We start from the raw sequence: 15,274 nt of genomic DNA, 5'->3' as shown, positions 1-15,274 counted from the left end.
GGAATAAACGCGCCGCGCGGGGTTCTACCCATGATGGGTCCCGGCTTCACCAGAAGCCGGCGACGTCTCATTCCCTGAACGTCTCGAGAGCCGGAGAAACGAACCAATGAAACGGACGATGATTGTCGCGGGCGCCCTCGTGCTGGGCGCGGGCGCCGTCATGGCGCAACAGGAGATTGCCGTCCAGCAGGACAATCTGATGCGAGCGATCGCCAAGAATCAGTATGGCGTCCTCCAGAAGATGAGCAAGGGCGATATTCCCTTCGACAAGAAGGCTGCCGATGAGGCCATCGCCGCCATCGAGGCCGATGTCGCCAAGATCGCCAAGACCTTCGAGATCAATCCCAAGCAGGATGTCATCAATGCGACCTACGGCTCCTCGCCGAAGGTCTGGCAGAACAAGGCCGATTTCGATTCCAAGATTCCGCCGGTGCAGAAGGCGATCGCCGACGCCAAAGGCAAGATCACCAATGTCGCGGGCCTGAAGGCGGCCTACACTGAGATCAACGACCGCTGCAATGATTGCCACGAAACCTATCGCGTGAAGTTGAAATAGCGGGGCGGGCTACCAAGGACTTCAGAAAGGGCGGCTGCGAAAGCAGCCGCCTTTTTCTTGACCGCAGCCCGCAGGAACTTCTGTTCGCAAGGCCTGACGGATTGCCGCGAGAGCGGCTATCTTTGCGCGAGCGGCCGTGCGCCACCCGAGTCTCCTCCCGGCACCCTCACGTGAGTTCCAACGCGCGGCGAGCACCTATCAACAGCGAGACAGGCCATGGCAAAACCGTTCCCGTCGAAGACCCATATCGGCAATCACATGCTGCATCCGGAAACCCTGATGCTGACCTATGGCTATGATCCGCAATTGTCGGAGGGCGCCATCAAGCCGCCGGTGTTCCTGACCTCCACCTTCGTGTTCAAGACCGCCGAGGACGGGCAGGACTTCTTCGACTACGTCGCCGGCCGGCGTGAGCCGCCGGAAGGCATGGGCGCGGGCCTGGTCTATTCGCGCTTCAATCATCCCAACAGCGAGATCGTCGAGGACAGGCTCGCGATCTACGAGCGCACGGAGAGTTGCGCGCTGTTCTCGTCCGGCATGGCCGCCATCGCAACCACGATCCTGGCCTTCGTTCGCCCCGGCGATGTCATCCTGCACTCGCAGCCGCTCTATGGCGGGACGGAGACGCTGCTGACGAATACGCTCGCGCGCCTGTCGATCGGCGCGGTCGGCTTTGCCGATGGCATCGACGAGACGGCAGTCAGGCAGGCCTCGGAGGAGGCCATGGGCAAGGGGCGGGTTTCGATGATCCTGATCGAGACGCCGGCCAATCCGACCAACGGCCTCGTCGACATCGCAATGATCCGCCGCACCGCCGAGGCCATCGGCAAGGCCCAGGGACATACGCCGGTCATCGCCTGCGACAACACGCTGCTCGGGCCGGTGTTTCAGCGGCCGATCGAGCACGGCGCGGACCTGTCGCTGTATTCGCTGACCAAATATGTCGGCGGCCATTCCGACCTGATCGCGGGCGCCGCGCTCGGCTCGAAGGCGATCATGAAAGGCATCAAGGCCTTGCGCGGCGCCATCGGGACCCAGCTCGATCCGCATTCCTGCTGGATGATCAACCGCTCGCTCGAGACGCTGAGCCTGCGGATGGAGAAGGCAAATGCGAATGCGCGGCTCGTGGCGGACTTCCTGCGCGACCACCCGAAGGTCGCCAGGGTGCACTATCTCGGTCATCACGAGCAGGGCTCGCTCTCGGGGCGCGTGTTCGCGCGGCAATGCCTGGGCGCGGGCTCGACGTTCTCGTTCGACATCGTCGGCGGCAAGGAGGCGGCGGTGAAATTCCTCAACGCGCTGCAGATCCTCAAGCTGGCGGTGAGCCTCGGCGGCACGGAATCGCTCGCAAGCCTGCCGGCGACGATGACCCATTCCGGCGTTCCCGCCGACATCCGCCAAAAGATCGGCGTGCTCGATTCCACGATCCGGCTGTCGATCGGCATCGAGAATCCGTCGGACCTGATCGCCGATCTCGCGCAGGCGCTGAACGCGGCTTGAGCGAGGCAGGTCCTCGCCCCGAATCGAAAAGGCCGGACGCTTCCTCCTTGCGTCCGGCCTTTCCGCAACGAAGCCCGCGTTTTCGCTTTACTTCGTCACCTGACCGCGGATCTCGCCGCCCGGGTTCGCGGCGGTGTGGATGTTGATGTAGTACTTGCCGCCGAGCAGATCGGCGGCCTGCGCGTCGGTGAGCGTGGCTTCGCCCTTGACCGGGCTCGAGGCTGCATTCGGGATCGGGACCGCGACGCCTGCGTTCTTGCCGGCTTCGGCGGGCCCGTGGAAATGCGCGGCGGTGGCGGGGCCCGACAGACCGGAATAGGTGACGGTCCAGGACAGCTTCTTGCTGGCAGCGTCGTAGTCCAGATCGGCCGTTCCGGTGGCGCTGCTGGTGTTGGCGGGGACTTCGGATTTGCCGTCCAGCGTCGCCTTGAGTTTTTCCGCGCTGGCCGGGCCGGAGAACGCAACGGCAGCTCCGAGTACCAGTGTGGCAAAAACGGCTTTTGTCATGGGTCTCTCCTGTTGACGCCTGATTGCTCTTCAAACAGTGCGTCATGCGGTTTATTCCGGCATTACAGCCGGGCCGTCTAAAATATTCGTGGTTGGATCGGGCGCGGCATGACCCTTAAGTTCGCGCGTTCACGATGGAATGATCGAATGCTGCGACGAACGCTTCTTGCCGCCCTGATCGCCGCCGCCGCGGCGTTCGCCCTCTATTGGTGGCTGACCGCCCCGCTCGCGCTGGCCTTGCCGGCGCCGACACGCAACCCTGATCTTGCCAACGGGCAGGAGCTGTTCAACGCCGGCGGCTGCTCGTCCTGTCATGCCACTCCCAATCAGCCCGATCGCCTGCGGCTCGGCGGCGGGCTGGCGCTGGGCTCGCCGTTCGGGACGTTCTACGTCCCCAACATTTCCCCCGACCTGGCCGACGGGATCGGCCGCTGGAGCGAGGCCGCTTTCGTCAACGCCGTGATGCGCGGCGTCTCGCCCGCGGGCACCCACTATTTCCCCGCATTCCCCTACACGTCCTATCGTCTGGCAAGCGTCGACGACGTCCGCGATCTCTTTGCCTATCTGAAGACGCTTCCGCCGGTGTCCGGCACAGTGGGCGACCACGCGCTGCCGTTTCCGTTCAACATCCGCCGCAATATCGGCATCTGGAAATTGCTGTTCATGGACACGGCGCCGTTCGTCACGGACGCCGCGCGCTCGCCGCAATGGAATCGCGGCGCCTATCTGGTGAATGCTTTCGGCCATTGCGCCGAATGCCACAGCCCGCGCAATGCGCTCGGCGGCATCATCGCCGGCCAGCGCTTTGCCGGCGGGCCCAATCCGGAAGGAGAGGGCTGGGTGCCCAACATCACGCAGCAGGGCATCGGCAGCTGGAGCGAGAAGGATATCGCAGATTTTCTCGAGACCGGCGACATGCCCGAAGGCGACAGCGCTTCGGGGGCGATGCGGCCGGTGATCAAGAATCTGGCGCAGCTGACCGCGGAAGACCGCGCTGCGATGGCCGCCTATCTGAAGTCGCTGCCGCCGGTGCAGGGACCGACACCGCCCAAGCGCAAGCAGGGCGGCTGAGCCGCAACGCTAGCCCGTGCCGAACGCCTTGAAGGTGATGATGGTGAGGGTGTCCTGGATGCCCGGCAGCACCTGCACCTTCTCATTCACGAAGTGGCCGATGTCGGTGTCGTTGTCGACGTAGAACTTCACCAGGAGGTCGTACTGGCCGGCCGTGGAGTAGATCTCGGAGGCGATCTCGGCTTCGGCAAGCGCATTGGCCACCGTATAGGACTGGCCGAGCTTGCACTTGATCTGAACGAAAAAAGGAACCATCGCGGGCACTCCGAAAGCGTATTCGTCCGGCTAATAGGCCAAAACCGGCTGGATTTAGCAAGCGAACTTGCTGGACCATCCGAGGCGCATTCGGGCGCGATGCTAGGATGGGACCGCTGCGGCCGCCAATGCATCCCTCAGCCGCTGGGCGAGCTCGACCTTGCGGTAGGGCTTGGTCAGCACGATCGCCTGCGCCTGCGCGCGGCCCTGCTCGACCAGGGTCTCCAGCGCGTAGCCCGAGGTGAACAGGACCGGCAGGCCGGGACGCACCCGCCGCGCCTGATTGGCGAGCTCCCAGCCGCTCATGCCGCCGGGCATCACGATATCGGTGAACAGCAAGTCGATGCCGGGATCGCTCTGCAGCTGCTGCAAGGCATCCTTGCCGTTGACCGCGGCGACGACGCGATATCCGAGCGCTTCCACCCTGCGAATGACGGAGGAGCGGACGAACGGATCGTCCTCGACGATCAGGACCGTCTCGTAGCCTCGCGGCGCCGTGTCCTCGCCGTCGGGAAGATCGGCGTGCGACCTGCCGGTGCTCGCGCGCGGCAGGTAGATCCTGGCCGTGGTCCCAAGGCCAGCCTCGCTGTAGATCGAGACATGGCCGCCCGACTGCTTGGCAAAGCCATAGACCATGCTGAGGCCGAGGCCCGAGCCCTTGCCGACCTCCTTGGTGGTGAAGAACGGCTCGAACGCGCGTGCGGCGACCTCGGGCGTCATGCCTTCGCCGTCGTCGGTGACCGCGATCAGGGCGTAGCTGCCGGGTGCGACCTCCCGGTGAACGGCACCATCATCATCCTCGATCGTGACCAGCTCGGTGGCCAGCGTGAGGTGGCCTCCCGATGGCATGGCATCCTGCGCGTTGAGCGCGAGATTGAGCACGGCGGATTCGAGCTGGGCGCGGTCGGCAAAGGCCAGGATCGCGCCGGGCCCCGAGCTCGTCCTGATCTCGATGTCTTCGCGCAAGGTGCGCTTGAGCAGCTTGAACATGGAATCGAGCAGGCTGCGGCAATCGATCGTCTGAGGCCGCAGCAATTGGCGGCGGCTGAAGGCGAGCAGGCGCTGCGTCAGCTCGGCGCCCCGTTCGCCCGATTGGCAGATGTCGTCGGCAAAGCGCCTGAGCTCGGGCCTCGCCTTGAGCTGCTCGCTCAGATGCTCGGCATTGCCGATGATGACGGTCAGCAGATTGTTGAAGTCGTGCGCGATGCCGCCGGAGAGCTGACCGACCGTCTCCATCTTCTGTGCCTGCTGAAGCTGCTGCTCGGTCAGCTTGCGCGCGGTGAGGTCGTGGACAATGCCGACGAAGATCAATTCGCCGTCCTGGCGCGCCTCGCCGACCGACAGCTCCATCGGAAACGTCGTGCCGTCCTTGCGCAGGCCGACGGCCTCGCCGCCCGTCGCGAAATGCCGCGCCTGGCGGTCGGGCGCCGCATCCGCCTCAGGCATCAGCATGCCGACGTTGCGGTTCATCACCTCGTCGGCCCGGTAGCCGAACAGGCGCTCGCAGGCCGGATTGAACAGCAGGATGCGGTCCTGCGCATCGAACAGGATGACGCCGTCGACCGCGGTCTCGACGATCGCAGTGAGGCGCGCCACGCTCTCGCGCATCGCGCGCTGGGCGTCCCGGACCTGCTGCAGCAGCAGCGTGGCGTCGCGGCTCTTGATTTCCTCCTCCTCGAGCGCGGCCTGGACCTGTCGCAGCTCGAACGGCGAGGGGATCGTCAGGATCTTCGGCAGCAGCGGCCAGAGCGCGGCGGCGGTGAAGACCGAGGCGACCGCCGTCGCGGCCTTAACCATGCCCTCGATGCCGTAGATCGGAACCCAGAGCGTGTAGATCGACAGCACGTGGGTCAGGCCGCACGCCATGATGAAGATCGCGAACGCCCAGTAGACCCAGCCGAACTTGAGGTCGCGCCGCCTGGTGACGAGGATGGCGAGGGCGAACGGGATCGAGAAATAGGCGGCGGCAATAGAGGCGTCGGAAACGACGTGAAGCCAGATCAGCTCAGGCTCCCACAACAGGCAGATGCCGTGCGGCGACAGCATGGACGAGTCGAGGAGACGTTCGAAGAAGGCCCACATCGTTCCACCCCAGGAGTCTTGTTCAGGTGGCTTGCGGGCCGGGCGACCCGCAACATGAGGTCCGCTGACGGTTCCACCACCCGACGTCTCGCGTAACAGGCGAAGCACGCTAAGGTACGCGACTATAGCAAGGGTCCGGCGCCCGTTGCATTTTTAAGCCCGCATCATTGCGGGCCGTGGTCCGCGGCTGTGTCCGACTGATTCGCGGTCCGCGCAATCGATTCGCGAATCACGCTTGGCGGCGGCCCGGCGCGGTTGCCGGCGTTCCATGGTCGCGCTAGGACAGGCCATGGCAGCCTCCCCAAGCACATGTCTCCGGCGATGACGACCCCGGTCTCACTCACCATCGCCGGTTCCGATTCGAGCGGCGGCGCCGGCATCCAGGCGGACCTGAAGACCTTTGCCGCGCTCGGCGTTTACGGCGCCTCCGTGATCACGGCTCTGACGGCGCAGAACACGCGCGGCGTGACCGGCATTCACGCGGTGCCGGCCGGGTTCGTCACCGAGCAGATCGACGCGGTGTTCTCCGACCTCGACATCGGCGCGGTGAAGATCGGAATGGTCGCCCAGGCCGCCAGCATCGATGCGATCGCGGCCGCGCTGTCGCGCTGGTCGCCCCGGCATGTCGTGCTCGATCCCGTCATGGTCGCGACCTCCGGCGACCGCCTGCTCGCCACGGAGGCCGTCGACGCCCTGCGCACCAGGCTGATGCCGCTGGCGGCCGTGATCACGCCGAATCTGCCGGAGGCTGCGGCCCTGCTCGATGCGCCGGTGGCGGCGAGCGAGGCCGAGATCGAAAGCCAGGGACGCCGCCTGCTGGCGCTGGGCTGCCGCGCCGTCCTGATCAAGGGCGGGCACGGGGAGGGCGCCGAGAGCACCGATTATCTCGTCACTGCCGAGACCACGATCGCGCTCGCCGCGCCGCGTGTGGCCACCCGCAACACCCATGGCACCGGCTGCTCGCTGTCCTCCGCCATCGCGGCGGGGCTCGCCAAGGGCGAGGACCTCGAGGCCGCCGTGCGCAACGCGAAGGCCTGGATCAGCGCCGCGATCGCCGCCGCCGACCGCTTCAGCGTCGGCCACGGCCATGGGCCGATCCATCATTTCCACAAATTCTACTGACGGTGCCGTAGACGTGGCCTCCGGGGTCTCGCACCCCCTGCGGCGCCATGTCGCCTGATTGTCGCATGCGACTGATATTCGCGGGGGTGGGCGAGGCAAGGCGTGATTCGTATTTGAAGGTGCCTCGAGGGTTCAATCGGTCATCCCCCTGTCACGGGACATTGTTACAGGCTGGCGCATGGGAAGTTACGATGTGAGTGACGAGAGCCCGGAGCGGCGCTTTCGCACGTTGTTCATCTCCGACGTCCATCTCGGAGCCCGCGGTTCACAAGCCGATCTTCTGCTCGACTTCCTGCGCTACCATGATGCCGACACGATCTATCTCGTCGGCGACATCGTCGATGGCTGGGCGTTGAAATCGAGCTGGCACTGGCCGCAATCGCACAACGACCTCGTCCAGAAGCTTTTGCGCAAGGCGCGCAAGGGCGCCAAGGTCATCTACATCCCCGGCAATCACGACGAGTTCCTGCGCAACTATTACGGCACGCATTTCGGCGGCATCGACGTGGTCGAGAACACGGTTCACACCGGCGCCGACGGCAAGCGCTATCTCGTCATTCACGGCGACATCTTCGATCTCGTGGTGCAGAACGCGCGCTGGCTCGCTCATCTCGGCGACAAGGCCTACGACTTCGCGATCCAGATGAACCGCCTGGTCAACTTCTTCCGCCGGCTGTTCGGCGTGCCCTATTGGTCGCTGTCGCAATGGGCCAAGCAGAAGGTCAAGAACGCCGTCAACTATATCGGCGCCTTCGAGCAGGCGCTCGCGGCCGAAGCGCGCCGTCACGACGCCGACGGCGTGATCTGCGGCCACATCCATTACGCCGTGATCCGCGACGAGGCCGGCATCCGCTACATGAATTGCGGCGACTGGGTGGAGAGCTGCACGGCCCTGGTCGAGCACGACGACGGCCATTTCGAGATCATCACCTGGGCGGATCATTTGCAGAAGCCGGAGCAGGTGCCACAGGTCGCGGCAAGGGCAGCCTGATGCGCATCCTGGTCGCGACCGACGCCTGGCACCCGCAAGTCAACGGTGTGGTTCGGACGCTGACCAAGCTGGCTGATGCCGCCAAGGGGCTCGGAGTCGAGTTCGCGTTCCTGACGCCGCAATCATTCCGCACCTTCGCCATGCCGAGCTATCGCGACGTGCGCCTCGCCATGCCGCGCCCGGCCCGGATCGCCGGGTTGATCGAGGAAGCGCGGCCGGACAGCATCCACATCGCGACCGAAGGGCCGATCGGCCTGATGGTCCGCCGCTATTGCCGCCAGCGCAAGCTGCCGTTCACGACCAGCTTCCACACCCGCTTCCCCGAATATGTCCGCGCCCGCGTCCCGGTCCCGGGCTCGCTGATCTGGCGGGCGCTGCGGCGCTTCCACAGCGCCAGCCGCGCCGTGATGGCGGCGACGCCGGCGCTCGCACGCGAACTGACCGAGCGCGGCTTCGACAATGTCGTGCTGTGGCCGCGCGGCGTGGATACGACGTTGTTCCACCCCCGCGTCGTCGATCTCTGCCTGCCGGCACCCGTGTTCCTGTCGGTCGGCCGCGTCGCAGTCGAGAAGAATCTCGAGGCGTTCCTCGACCTCGACCTGCCCGGCACCAAGGTGATCGTCGGCGACGGCCCGGCGCGCGCCGCGCTGGAAGAGGCCTATCCCGATGCGATCTTCCTCGGCGAGAAGCACGGCGAGGAATTGGCGGATATCTATGCGGCCGCCGACGTGTTCGTGTTCCCGAGCAAGACGGACACGTTCGGTCTGGTCCTGCTGGAGGCGCTGGCGAGCGGCCTGCCGGTCGCGGCCTTCCCCGTGAAGGGGCCCCTCGACGTGATCGGCGACGCGCCGGTCGGAGCGCTCGATCACGATCTGCGCAATGCCTGCTTTGCCGCGCTCGACATCTCCCGGCAGGATTGCGTCGCCTTTGCCGCCAATTACACCTGGGAAGCCTCGGCGAAGGTCTTTATCGACAGCATCCAGGCTGTCGGCGCGGTGTTGCCCGGCCGAAATGGCGCGGAACAGCCGCGTTTCGTGGCTTGAGGCAAGAAATCCTCTCGCGGAGGTGTCTTGCCGGGGCATGATCGGCCGCGATAGCATTCCGCCATGACCGAACAGCTCCTTCCGGTCGGCCCTGCCGACATCGATGCCGCAGCGCGCGTGATCGCGCCTTACGCCATCCGCACCCCGCTGTTGTCCTTTCCCGTGCTCAACGAGCGCGTCGGTGCAAAAGTGTTCCTGAAGCCGGAGATGCTCCAGCGCACCGGCTCGTTCAAGTTTCGCGGCGCCTTCAACAAGGTGTTCTCGATCCCGCAGGACAAGCGCGCCGGCGGCGTCGTCGCGTTCTCCTCCGGCAATCACGCGCAGGGCGTGGCGGCGGCGGCAAAGATCCTGGATATGCAGGCCACCATCGTGATGCCGGCGGATGCCCCGCTGTCGAAGCGCGAGCGCACCAAATCCTACGGCGCCGAGGTCGTGCTGTACGACCGCGACAAGGACGACCGCGAAGCGATCTCGCGCGGCATCGCCGAGAAGCGCGGTGCGACGCTGGTCAAGCCCTACGACGATCCCTTCGTGATCGCAGGGCAGGGCACCGCCGGCCGCGAGATCGCCGAGGACATGGCAACCCTCGGCCTTAGCCCCGACATCGTGGTGGCGCCGGCCTCCGGCGGCGGCCTGATCGCGGGCGTCGCCACGGCGGTGAAGGCGCGCTATCCGCAAGCCGAGATCGTGGTCGCCGAGCCCGAGGCCTTCGACGATCACGGCATCTCACTCAGCGCAGGCCATCGCGAGCCGCATCCGCCGGCCGGCCGCACCATCTGCGATGCGCTGATGGCGCTGATGCCCGGCGAGATGACGTTTGCGATCAACAGCAAGCTGCTCGCGCGCGGCGTCACCGCCTCGGACAAGGAAGTCGGCGCGGCGGTGGCTTTCGCCTATCGCGAGCTGAAGCTGGTGGTGGAGCCGGGCGGTGCGGTGGGGCTTGCTGCGCTACTCGCGGGCCGCCTTGATGTGGCCGGCAAGAACGTCGTCATCGTGCTGTCAGGCGGCAATGTCGATGCGGATCTGTTCGCGGAGCTGGTGGCCTAGCAGCATTCCGGGGCACTCATAGCGTGAGCCCGGAATCCATTTCTCAACCGTCACCGCCGCACAATGGATTCCGGGCCTGCGCCTTACGGCGCATCCCGGAATGACCAAGGCCAGACATGAAGAAGGGGCAGAGCGTTTCCGCTCTGCCCCTTTCTCGTCTCGCTCGCCGCAATCAGTGCATGAAGCCGCCGCGACGGCTGCCACCATTGTTCATGCTCGGCGCCTGGTTCATCGACTGCCGGAAGTTGTTGTTGCTGCTGACCATGCGGTTCGGCACCGTGGTGAGCTGCGGACGGCTCGTCTGCACGTTGGTCTGCACCTGCACCTTGCTGACCGGATTGTTGTTGGGCTTCATGATGCCGGTGTTGCCGTTGGTGACGCGGATCGGCTGGTTCTGCGTCTGAACGTTGACCGGCTTCACGTCGATCCTGGTGCCGCCTTTGCCGACATTCACCGGCATGCCGACGATCTTGGGCGGAGAGCTGTTGGGTGTGCCGGCATTGTTGCCGCCGTTCTGCGGATTGTTGGTCGCAGGCAGGGTCACGATCTTGCCGATGCCGGCCTTGCCGTTGATGGTGTTGGTCGGCGCAGGCAGCGTGACGATCTTGCCCGGGGTCTGCGGCGGCGTGCCGTTCTGCGGGTTCGGCTGGTTGTTGCCGGCAGGCAGGGTGACGATCTGGCCGCCATTGCCGAGCTTGCCGACGACATTGCCGTCGAGCGGCTTCTGCACGACCGGCAGATTGCCGTTCACCTGCGCGCCATTGCCCGACGGCATCAGCGGCATGTATTTGGGCTGGCCGAGATTGCCGATCTTGAGCGTCGGGGCAATGTTCTGCGGCGCCAGGAACTTGGTCGCCTGCATCAGGGGGATCTGCTTCGGCTGCACCTGCAGCTTCAGCGCGACCTGCGCATAGGGGCTGTTGCCGTAGCTGTCATAGAAGCTCTTGTAGGCGAGCGGCGAGTTGGCGAGCACCGCCTTGTGCCAGGCTTGCGAGATCAGGATGTTGTTGAGCAGCCAGCGGATGTGGTCGCACAGCGGGTCGTGCGGGTACATCCGGATGAACTCCTGATAGTACTCCGGCCGGCCCTCGGACACAACGTAATCATAGGCCTGGCGGGTGGAGCGGCTCGGCAAATTGGAGGCCATCTGCACGACAGGCGCTTTCACCGGCGCGCGGTTGGCGGCAACGGCGGTGTCACCGAAGAAGGTGAAGTCGCTCGTCAGCGACGAGCTCTCCCACGGAATCTGCGCGCCGCTGGTGGTCTGGTTGACCTGCAGGCGCACGCGCTTGAACAGCTGCTCGATCGGCACGTTGGGCTCGCGTGCGACGTTCAGGAACGCCTGCGTGTAGGGGCTGTGACCATTGGTGCCGTCGAGCGCCTCGGTGCCCGGCGCGGTCGAGTAGCCGACGATCGAGCCGTTCGGCGCATCGACGATGGCGAGGCCGCGGCCGGCGTCGTTGATTTCAGGGAACGGGTTGTTGCGGCAGGCATCGAGGATGACGATGCGCATGCGGCTCGGGATCGTCTCGAGCGTCGACATCACGTCGACGAGGCGCAGCGAATTGTTGACGAGCTCGGTCGGGCTGGAGACCTTGGCGTCGACCGGAACCAGATAGTTCTCGCCGGCGAGCTGCACGCCGTGGCCGGCGTAATAGACCATCGCGACCGTATTCGGACCGCGCGAGGCGACCTTGGCGGAGAAGTCCTGGACGACGCGGAGCATGTCGTTCTGGGTCAAGTCGGTCGCGGCGACCACTTCGAACCCGGCGGAGTTCAGGAACTGCGCCATCGACTGGGCGTCATCGTCGGGATTCGCAAGCTGCGGCGCGTTCTGGTAGTTCGCATTGCCGATGACCAGCGCCACCCGCTGCTCCGGGCCTTGCAGCGCGGTGGGGGCGGGCTGCACCGGGGCAACCTGCGCGGAAACCGGCCCGCAGGCGAAGCCGAATAGGCTTCCCAACAGGCTCGCTGTCATGAAAAAGGGCTTTAGGCGGAACATGGCGTGCTCCTTTGGCACTCATCTCGATGCGAGATTGGTTGCGCCCAAGCTTGACCGCGTTCGAGCCTTGCGGTCCGTGATCCCTGTCACCATGGTCGCCTCCGTGATCTGAATCACGCTCGGAACCTGTTATGGTTAGCGATCGATTGGGAGGACGTCCGCCACATGCTGAAATCGATCGATCCGATCCTGACCCCCGATTTGCTCTGGCTGCTCGCCGCGATGGGCCATGGCGACGACCTCGTGTTCGTCGATGCCAATCACCCCGCCTCCCGGATCGCGCAGAGCACCTCGTCGCAGCGCCTGATCCAATTGCCGGGCATGACGATGGACACTGCCATCCGCGCCATCATGTCGGTCTATCCGCTCGACGATTTCGATCCCGATCCGGTGCGTGTGATGATGCCGGTCGACGATCCCGACCGCGTGCCCGAGGTGCAGCGCGCAGTGCTCGCGGAGATCGCACGTGCCGCTGGCCGGCCAGTCACGCCCGGCAAGCTCGCGCGTTCGGATTTCTATCGCGCGGCGGCGGCCGGCTTTGGCGTCGTGCAGGTCGGTGACAGCAGAGGCTATGGCTGCTTCCTGATCCGCAAGGGCGTGATCGGCTAGTGGAGCCGCGTTCGATCGACGAAACGCTTGATGCAAAGCGGATGCGATCTCGTGTGCGAAGATCCCCGCGCCTGGGAAGCTCAGCAAGCACTCGAATTTGAGTGGCCTTCTCGCATCCGCCTGTCTATCGTCGATTCATGTCTCGCCTTCTGTGTCTCTTTGTTGCTGTCGTCCTGTCGCTGCTGCCCGCCGTCGCGCCCGCCGAACCCGTGCAAAAGCGCCCCAAGCCGGTCTGGAAGGGCTACGGCTTTCTGCCGGGCTATCGGCAGCCGCTCAGCAACAGCATTCCGCTCTACAAGCAGAAGGACGCCATGCGGCGCCTGTCGCGTGCCGACCGGCGCCATTGGTATATCGATCCGGTTCCGCAATATTACCGCTGGGACGGCGAGTGGCACTATTTCGGCCGTCCCGGCTTCAACGGCGGCCGCTACAACGGCGGCAGCTTCGGTCCGTGCTGGACGCGCACGCCGATTGGTCCGATCTGGAATTGCGGGTGAGGCGCCGAGGTCAGGGAAAGCTGCGGACGACCTCGATCAAGCCGACGATTGCGGCATTGAACGCATCGAGGTCCTCGGCCGGAATCCAGTACTCCAGATGTGAGCGCCCGCCCGCTTCCTGCACATCGTATCTTTCGATGAAGCTGCGCTTGACTGCAAAACGGGTCACGAAGCCCGATCCGCTCGCCGGGACATTCCAGTCGCGCGCGATCTTGATGGCGTAGTCTTCGGTCAGCACCGGATAGAAGATCGGCTGGTCGGGCAGGCGCGGCGGAAACGCGCGCATGCCGGATTGCTGGATCAGCTCCAGCTCCTTTGGACCGATGGGGCGCCAGAGGGTGAGGGTGTCTTCGATGGGAGACATGTTCGTGAGGTCCAAGATCGAGCGTCGTCATTGCGAGCGCAGCGAAGCAATCCAGAATCCCTCCGCGGAGACAGCCTGGATTGCTTCGCTCCGCTCGCAATGACGGTGTGTGGGAGCGCGCGCCCTTACGAAAAGAACGCGATCTTCTCGGCCTGGGTCATGCGGCGGATCGGGGCGAGCGGGTCGTTGGCCGGGGCGCGGGGTTTTTGCAGGATGCCGCTGGCGAGGATGGTGGCGCCGAGCGAGGCGTCGGACATGGACGCGGGCAGGGGTGAAGACATGGGCGAGGGCATCGGCAGCGTCGCGGTCGGGGCTGCCGCCGATGATGCCGTGGCCGCCATGGCCGGTGCCTGCTGCTCCATCACTTCGGCGGCAGCTTCCGCGATGGCGTCGGTGAGGCGCGCGAGCGAGTCCAGCGCGATCGGCGCGTCCGCTGCGGGCTCTTCGGCGATGGCTACGACAACCGGCTCAGCTGCGACCGGTTGCGGCTGTTCGGTTGCAATGGACGCAACGACATCCGCGCGCGCCGGCTCCGGTGTTGCGGCCGCCATCTCCACCGGCTCGATGATCTCGTCGAAGTCGGGATCGGGCGCAGCCATCTCCATCGCGATGGCCTCGAGGATGGCTTCGTCCTCGGCCTCGGCTGCGGCGTCGAGCGAGAACTCGTCGCTGGCTTCCGTCAAGGCCTCCGGCTTAGCGGCCGGTTCTTCAAACGCAACGGCGTCGAGCTCGGCCTCATCGGGCGTGTTTTCGAGCGCCGCGCTTTCGGCAGGGATCTGGCTGTCGGCCGCGATCTCCTCGGCGGCGGCCGCGTCCATCGCCTGCTCGGCCATGGCGGCGGTTTCCGCGACGGCGGTTGCGGCGAGGGGCGTATCGAGTTCCGAAGCTGCTGCGATCTCTTCGCGCGTCTCCGTAAAAGCCACGGGTACATCGCCGGCCATCGCCGCAGGCGCCGTCTCGACGGGCGAGGCGACCGTTGACGGCGCCTCCTGCGCCGGGGCCGGCGCAGCGGCCTGCGGCGTTGCGTCGCCGTCGAGCTGCTCGACCCGGTCCTTCAGCAGATCGAACGCAGCCTTGAGCTCGATGCGGGGATCGAGGGTCGAGATCTGCCCGCAGGCCGCCTCGATCGAGGCCAGCTGCGAATCAATGAGGTCGCAGATTCGCCCGTCGGCGCCGATCTCGCGCCAGCGCCAGGAGATCTCCTTGATGATGCGGACCCCGCGCGGGATCGGCGCGAGGCTCGCCTCGATCGCGCCGGGATCGAACGCGGCGAGCGCGATCGTCTCGGCTTCGCGGATGGCGCGGCGGATCTCGACCAGCGCCTCGGGCAAGCGGTCCTCGACGACCGGTTGCCGCTGTGCCGCAAGGGTTTCCTCGATCCTGGCGACCGCATCCAGCACCATGCTTGTGTCGGCGTTGCGGTTGCGCTTGGCATACTCGCCGAGGAACCAGCGGCCGCGCGCGGTCTCCATGAAGGCTTCGCGGATCGCTTCGTAATCCTGCTCGTTCGGCGCGGCCGCGCGGGCAGACATGGGCGAGAGGGCGAATGCTTCGTTGGCCATGACAATCTCGTCGCGCAAATCAGTGCGCGTTACTGTAACGATCACCACGATATCGACCGAATCGCA

General features: G+C 65.6%; 15 protein-coding genes. 9 read left to right on the top strand and 6 right to left on the bottom strand.

Features of this window, described 5'->3' with window-relative positions; translation table 11 throughout:
- Positions 1–106: 106 nt before the first annotated feature.
- Together AC24YW_RS24045 and AC24YW_RS24040 are read left to right on the top strand one after the other, a co-directional pair.
- Complete coding sequence (locus AC24YW_RS24045; protein ID WP_487485033.1) at positions 107–556, top strand: cytochrome c; 450 nt, start codon at positions 107–109, stop codon at positions 554–556.
- Between the two features lie 216 nt (positions 557–772).
- Entirely contained in the window at positions 773–2,056 is a 1,284-nt protein-coding gene (locus AC24YW_RS24040; RefSeq protein WP_487485032.1) for a cystathionine gamma-synthase family protein, read from the top strand.
- A gap of 87 nt (positions 2,057–2,143) precedes the next feature.
- Here the strand turns inward: AC24YW_RS24040 and AC24YW_RS24035 are convergent, their stop codons facing one another.
- On the bottom strand, positions 2,144–2,563 hold the full coding sequence (locus AC24YW_RS24035; protein ID WP_487485031.1) for a CHRD domain-containing protein: 420 nt from the start codon (positions 2,561–2,563) through the stop codon (positions 2,144–2,146).
- 147 nt (positions 2,564–2,710) lie between these two features.
- Between AC24YW_RS24035 and AC24YW_RS24030 the strand changes: the two genes are divergently transcribed.
- Entirely contained in the window at positions 2,711–3,634 is a 924-nt protein-coding gene (locus tag AC24YW_RS24030) for a c-type cytochrome (RefSeq protein WP_487485030.1), read from the top strand.
- A 9-nt stretch (positions 3,635–3,643) separates the two neighbouring features.
- On the opposite strand, the gene AC24YW_RS24025 is transcribed toward AC24YW_RS24030, so the two are convergent.
- Both AC24YW_RS24025 and AC24YW_RS24020 read right to left on the bottom strand, forming a co-directional pair.
- Positions 3,644–3,889: an Lrp/AsnC ligand binding domain-containing protein gene (locus AC24YW_RS24025; protein WP_194481732.1), complete on the bottom strand. Its 246-nt coding sequence runs from the start codon at positions 3,887–3,889 to the stop codon at positions 3,644–3,646.
- 102 nt (positions 3,890–3,991) lie between these two features.
- A complete protein-coding gene (locus tag AC24YW_RS24020) occupies positions 3,992–5,935 on the bottom strand; it encodes a PAS domain S-box protein (RefSeq protein WP_487485029.1) in 1,944 nt (647 codons plus the stop codon).
- A 357-nt stretch (positions 5,936–6,292) separates the two neighbouring features.
- Between AC24YW_RS24020 and thiD the strand changes: the two genes are divergently transcribed.
- The 4 genes from thiD to AC24YW_RS24000 all read left to right on the top strand — a co-directional run bounded on the left by thiD (position 6,293) and on the right by AC24YW_RS24000 (position 10,174).
- Complete coding sequence (gene thiD / locus AC24YW_RS24015; protein ID WP_487485028.1) at positions 6,293–7,093, top strand: bifunctional hydroxymethylpyrimidine kinase/phosphomethylpyrimidine kinase; 801 nt, start codon at positions 6,293–6,295, stop codon at positions 7,091–7,093.
- A 178-nt stretch (positions 7,094–7,271) separates the two neighbouring features.
- Positions 7,272–8,084 (top strand): UDP-2,3-diacylglucosamine diphosphatase, encoded by an 813-nt coding sequence (locus AC24YW_RS24010; protein WP_487485027.1) that lies wholly within the window; start codon positions 7,272–7,274, stop codon positions 8,082–8,084.
- Positions 8,084–9,127 (top strand): glycosyltransferase family 4 protein, encoded by a 1,044-nt coding sequence (locus tag AC24YW_RS24005; protein WP_487485026.1) that lies wholly within the window; start codon positions 8,084–8,086, stop codon positions 9,125–9,127. The genes AC24YW_RS24010 and AC24YW_RS24005 overlap by 1 nt, the downstream gene beginning before the upstream one ends.
- 63 nt (positions 9,128–9,190) lie before the next feature.
- The gene (locus AC24YW_RS24000; RefSeq protein WP_487485025.1) at positions 9,191–10,174 is read left to right on the top strand and encodes a threonine/serine dehydratase family protein; all 984 of its coding nucleotides are present in this window, start codon (positions 9,191–9,193) and stop codon (positions 10,172–10,174) included.
- 172 nt (positions 10,175–10,346) lie between these two features.
- Here the strand turns inward: AC24YW_RS24000 and AC24YW_RS23995 are convergent, their stop codons facing one another.
- Positions 10,347–12,176, bottom strand: coding sequence for a caspase family protein (locus AC24YW_RS23995; RefSeq protein ID WP_487485024.1), 1,830 nt, complete (start codon positions 12,174–12,176; stop codon positions 10,347–10,349).
- A gap of 165 nt (positions 12,177–12,341) precedes the next feature.
- On the opposite strand from AC24YW_RS23995, the gene AC24YW_RS23990 reads away from it, so the two are divergent.
- Both AC24YW_RS23990 and AC24YW_RS23985 read left to right on the top strand, forming a co-directional pair.
- Positions 12,342–12,785: an RbsD/FucU family protein gene (locus tag AC24YW_RS23990; protein WP_487485023.1), complete on the top strand. Its 444-nt coding sequence runs from the start codon at positions 12,342–12,344 to the stop codon at positions 12,783–12,785.
- A 137-nt stretch (positions 12,786–12,922) separates the two neighbouring features.
- Positions 12,923–13,282 (top strand): hypothetical protein, encoded by a 360-nt coding sequence (locus AC24YW_RS23985; protein ID WP_036044570.1) that lies wholly within the window; start codon positions 12,923–12,925, stop codon positions 13,280–13,282.
- A gap of 10 nt (positions 13,283–13,292) precedes the next feature.
- Here AC24YW_RS23985 and AC24YW_RS23980 read toward each other — a convergent pair whose 3' ends face one another.
- Together AC24YW_RS23980 and AC24YW_RS23975 are read right to left on the bottom strand one after the other, a co-directional pair.
- A complete protein-coding gene (locus AC24YW_RS23980; RefSeq protein WP_487485022.1) occupies positions 13,293–13,646 on the bottom strand; it encodes an ADP-ribosylation/crystallin J1 in 354 nt (117 codons plus the stop codon).
- A gap of 125 nt (positions 13,647–13,771) precedes the next feature.
- Positions 13,772–15,208, bottom strand: a complete 1,437-nt coding sequence (locus tag AC24YW_RS23975) for a hypothetical protein (RefSeq protein WP_487485021.1) — start codon at positions 15,206–15,208, stop codon at positions 13,772–13,774.
- Positions 15,209–15,274 lie beyond the last annotated feature (66 nt).

This window comes from Bradyrhizobium sp. USDA3516 (assembly GCF_057651995.1).
The sequence above is the reverse complement of the archived record's forward strand: the minus strand, read 5'-3'. Positions and strand labels throughout refer to the sequence as shown.

Excerpts from the sequence above, each read along its gene's own strand:
- AC24YW_RS23980 (WP_487485022.1), bottom strand. The coding sequence starts at position 13,646 with ATGTCTCCCATCGAAGACACCCTCACCCTCTGGCGCCCCATCGGTCCA.
- AC24YW_RS23990 (WP_487485023.1), top strand. The coding sequence starts at position 12,342 with ATGCTGAAATCGATCGATCCGATCCTGACCCCCGATTTGCTCTGGCTG.
- thiD (WP_487485028.1), top strand. The coding sequence starts at position 6,293 with ATGACGACCCCGGTCTCACTCACCATCGCCGGTTCCGATTCGAGCGGC.
- AC24YW_RS24035 (WP_487485031.1), bottom strand. The coding sequence starts at position 2,563 with ATGACAAAAGCCGTTTTTGCCACACTGGTACTCGGAGCTGCCGTTGCG.
- AC24YW_RS24030 (WP_487485030.1), top strand. The coding sequence starts at position 2,711 with ATGCTGCGACGAACGCTTCTTGCCGCCCTGATCGCCGCCGCCGCGGCG.
- AC24YW_RS24025 (WP_194481732.1), bottom strand. The coding sequence starts at position 3,889 with ATGGTTCCTTTTTTCGTTCAGATCAAGTGCAAGCTCGGCCAGTCCTAT.
- AC24YW_RS23975 (WP_487485021.1), bottom strand. The coding sequence starts at position 15,208 with ATGGCCAACGAAGCATTCGCCCTCTCGCCCATGTCTGCCCGCGCGGCC.
- AC24YW_RS23985 (WP_036044570.1), top strand. The coding sequence starts at position 12,923 with ATGTCTCGCCTTCTGTGTCTCTTTGTTGCTGTCGTCCTGTCGCTGCTG.
- AC24YW_RS24010 (WP_487485027.1), top strand. The coding sequence starts at position 7,272 with ATGGGAAGTTACGATGTGAGTGACGAGAGCCCGGAGCGGCGCTTTCGC.
- AC24YW_RS24020 (WP_487485029.1), bottom strand. The coding sequence starts at position 5,935 with ATGCTGTCGCCGCACGGCATCTGCCTGTTGTGGGAGCCTGAGCTGATC.
- AC24YW_RS24045 (WP_487485033.1), top strand. The coding sequence starts at position 107 with ATGAAACGGACGATGATTGTCGCGGGCGCCCTCGTGCTGGGCGCGGGC.
- AC24YW_RS24040 (WP_487485032.1), top strand. The coding sequence starts at position 773 with ATGGCAAAACCGTTCCCGTCGAAGACCCATATCGGCAATCACATGCTG.
- AC24YW_RS23995 (WP_487485024.1), bottom strand. The coding sequence starts at position 12,176 with ATGTTCCGCCTAAAGCCCTTTTTCATGACAGCGAGCCTGTTGGGAAGC.
- AC24YW_RS24000 (WP_487485025.1), top strand. The coding sequence starts at position 9,191 with ATGACCGAACAGCTCCTTCCGGTCGGCCCTGCCGACATCGATGCCGCA.
- AC24YW_RS24005 (WP_487485026.1), top strand. The coding sequence starts at position 8,084 with ATGCGCATCCTGGTCGCGACCGACGCCTGGCACCCGCAAGTCAACGGT.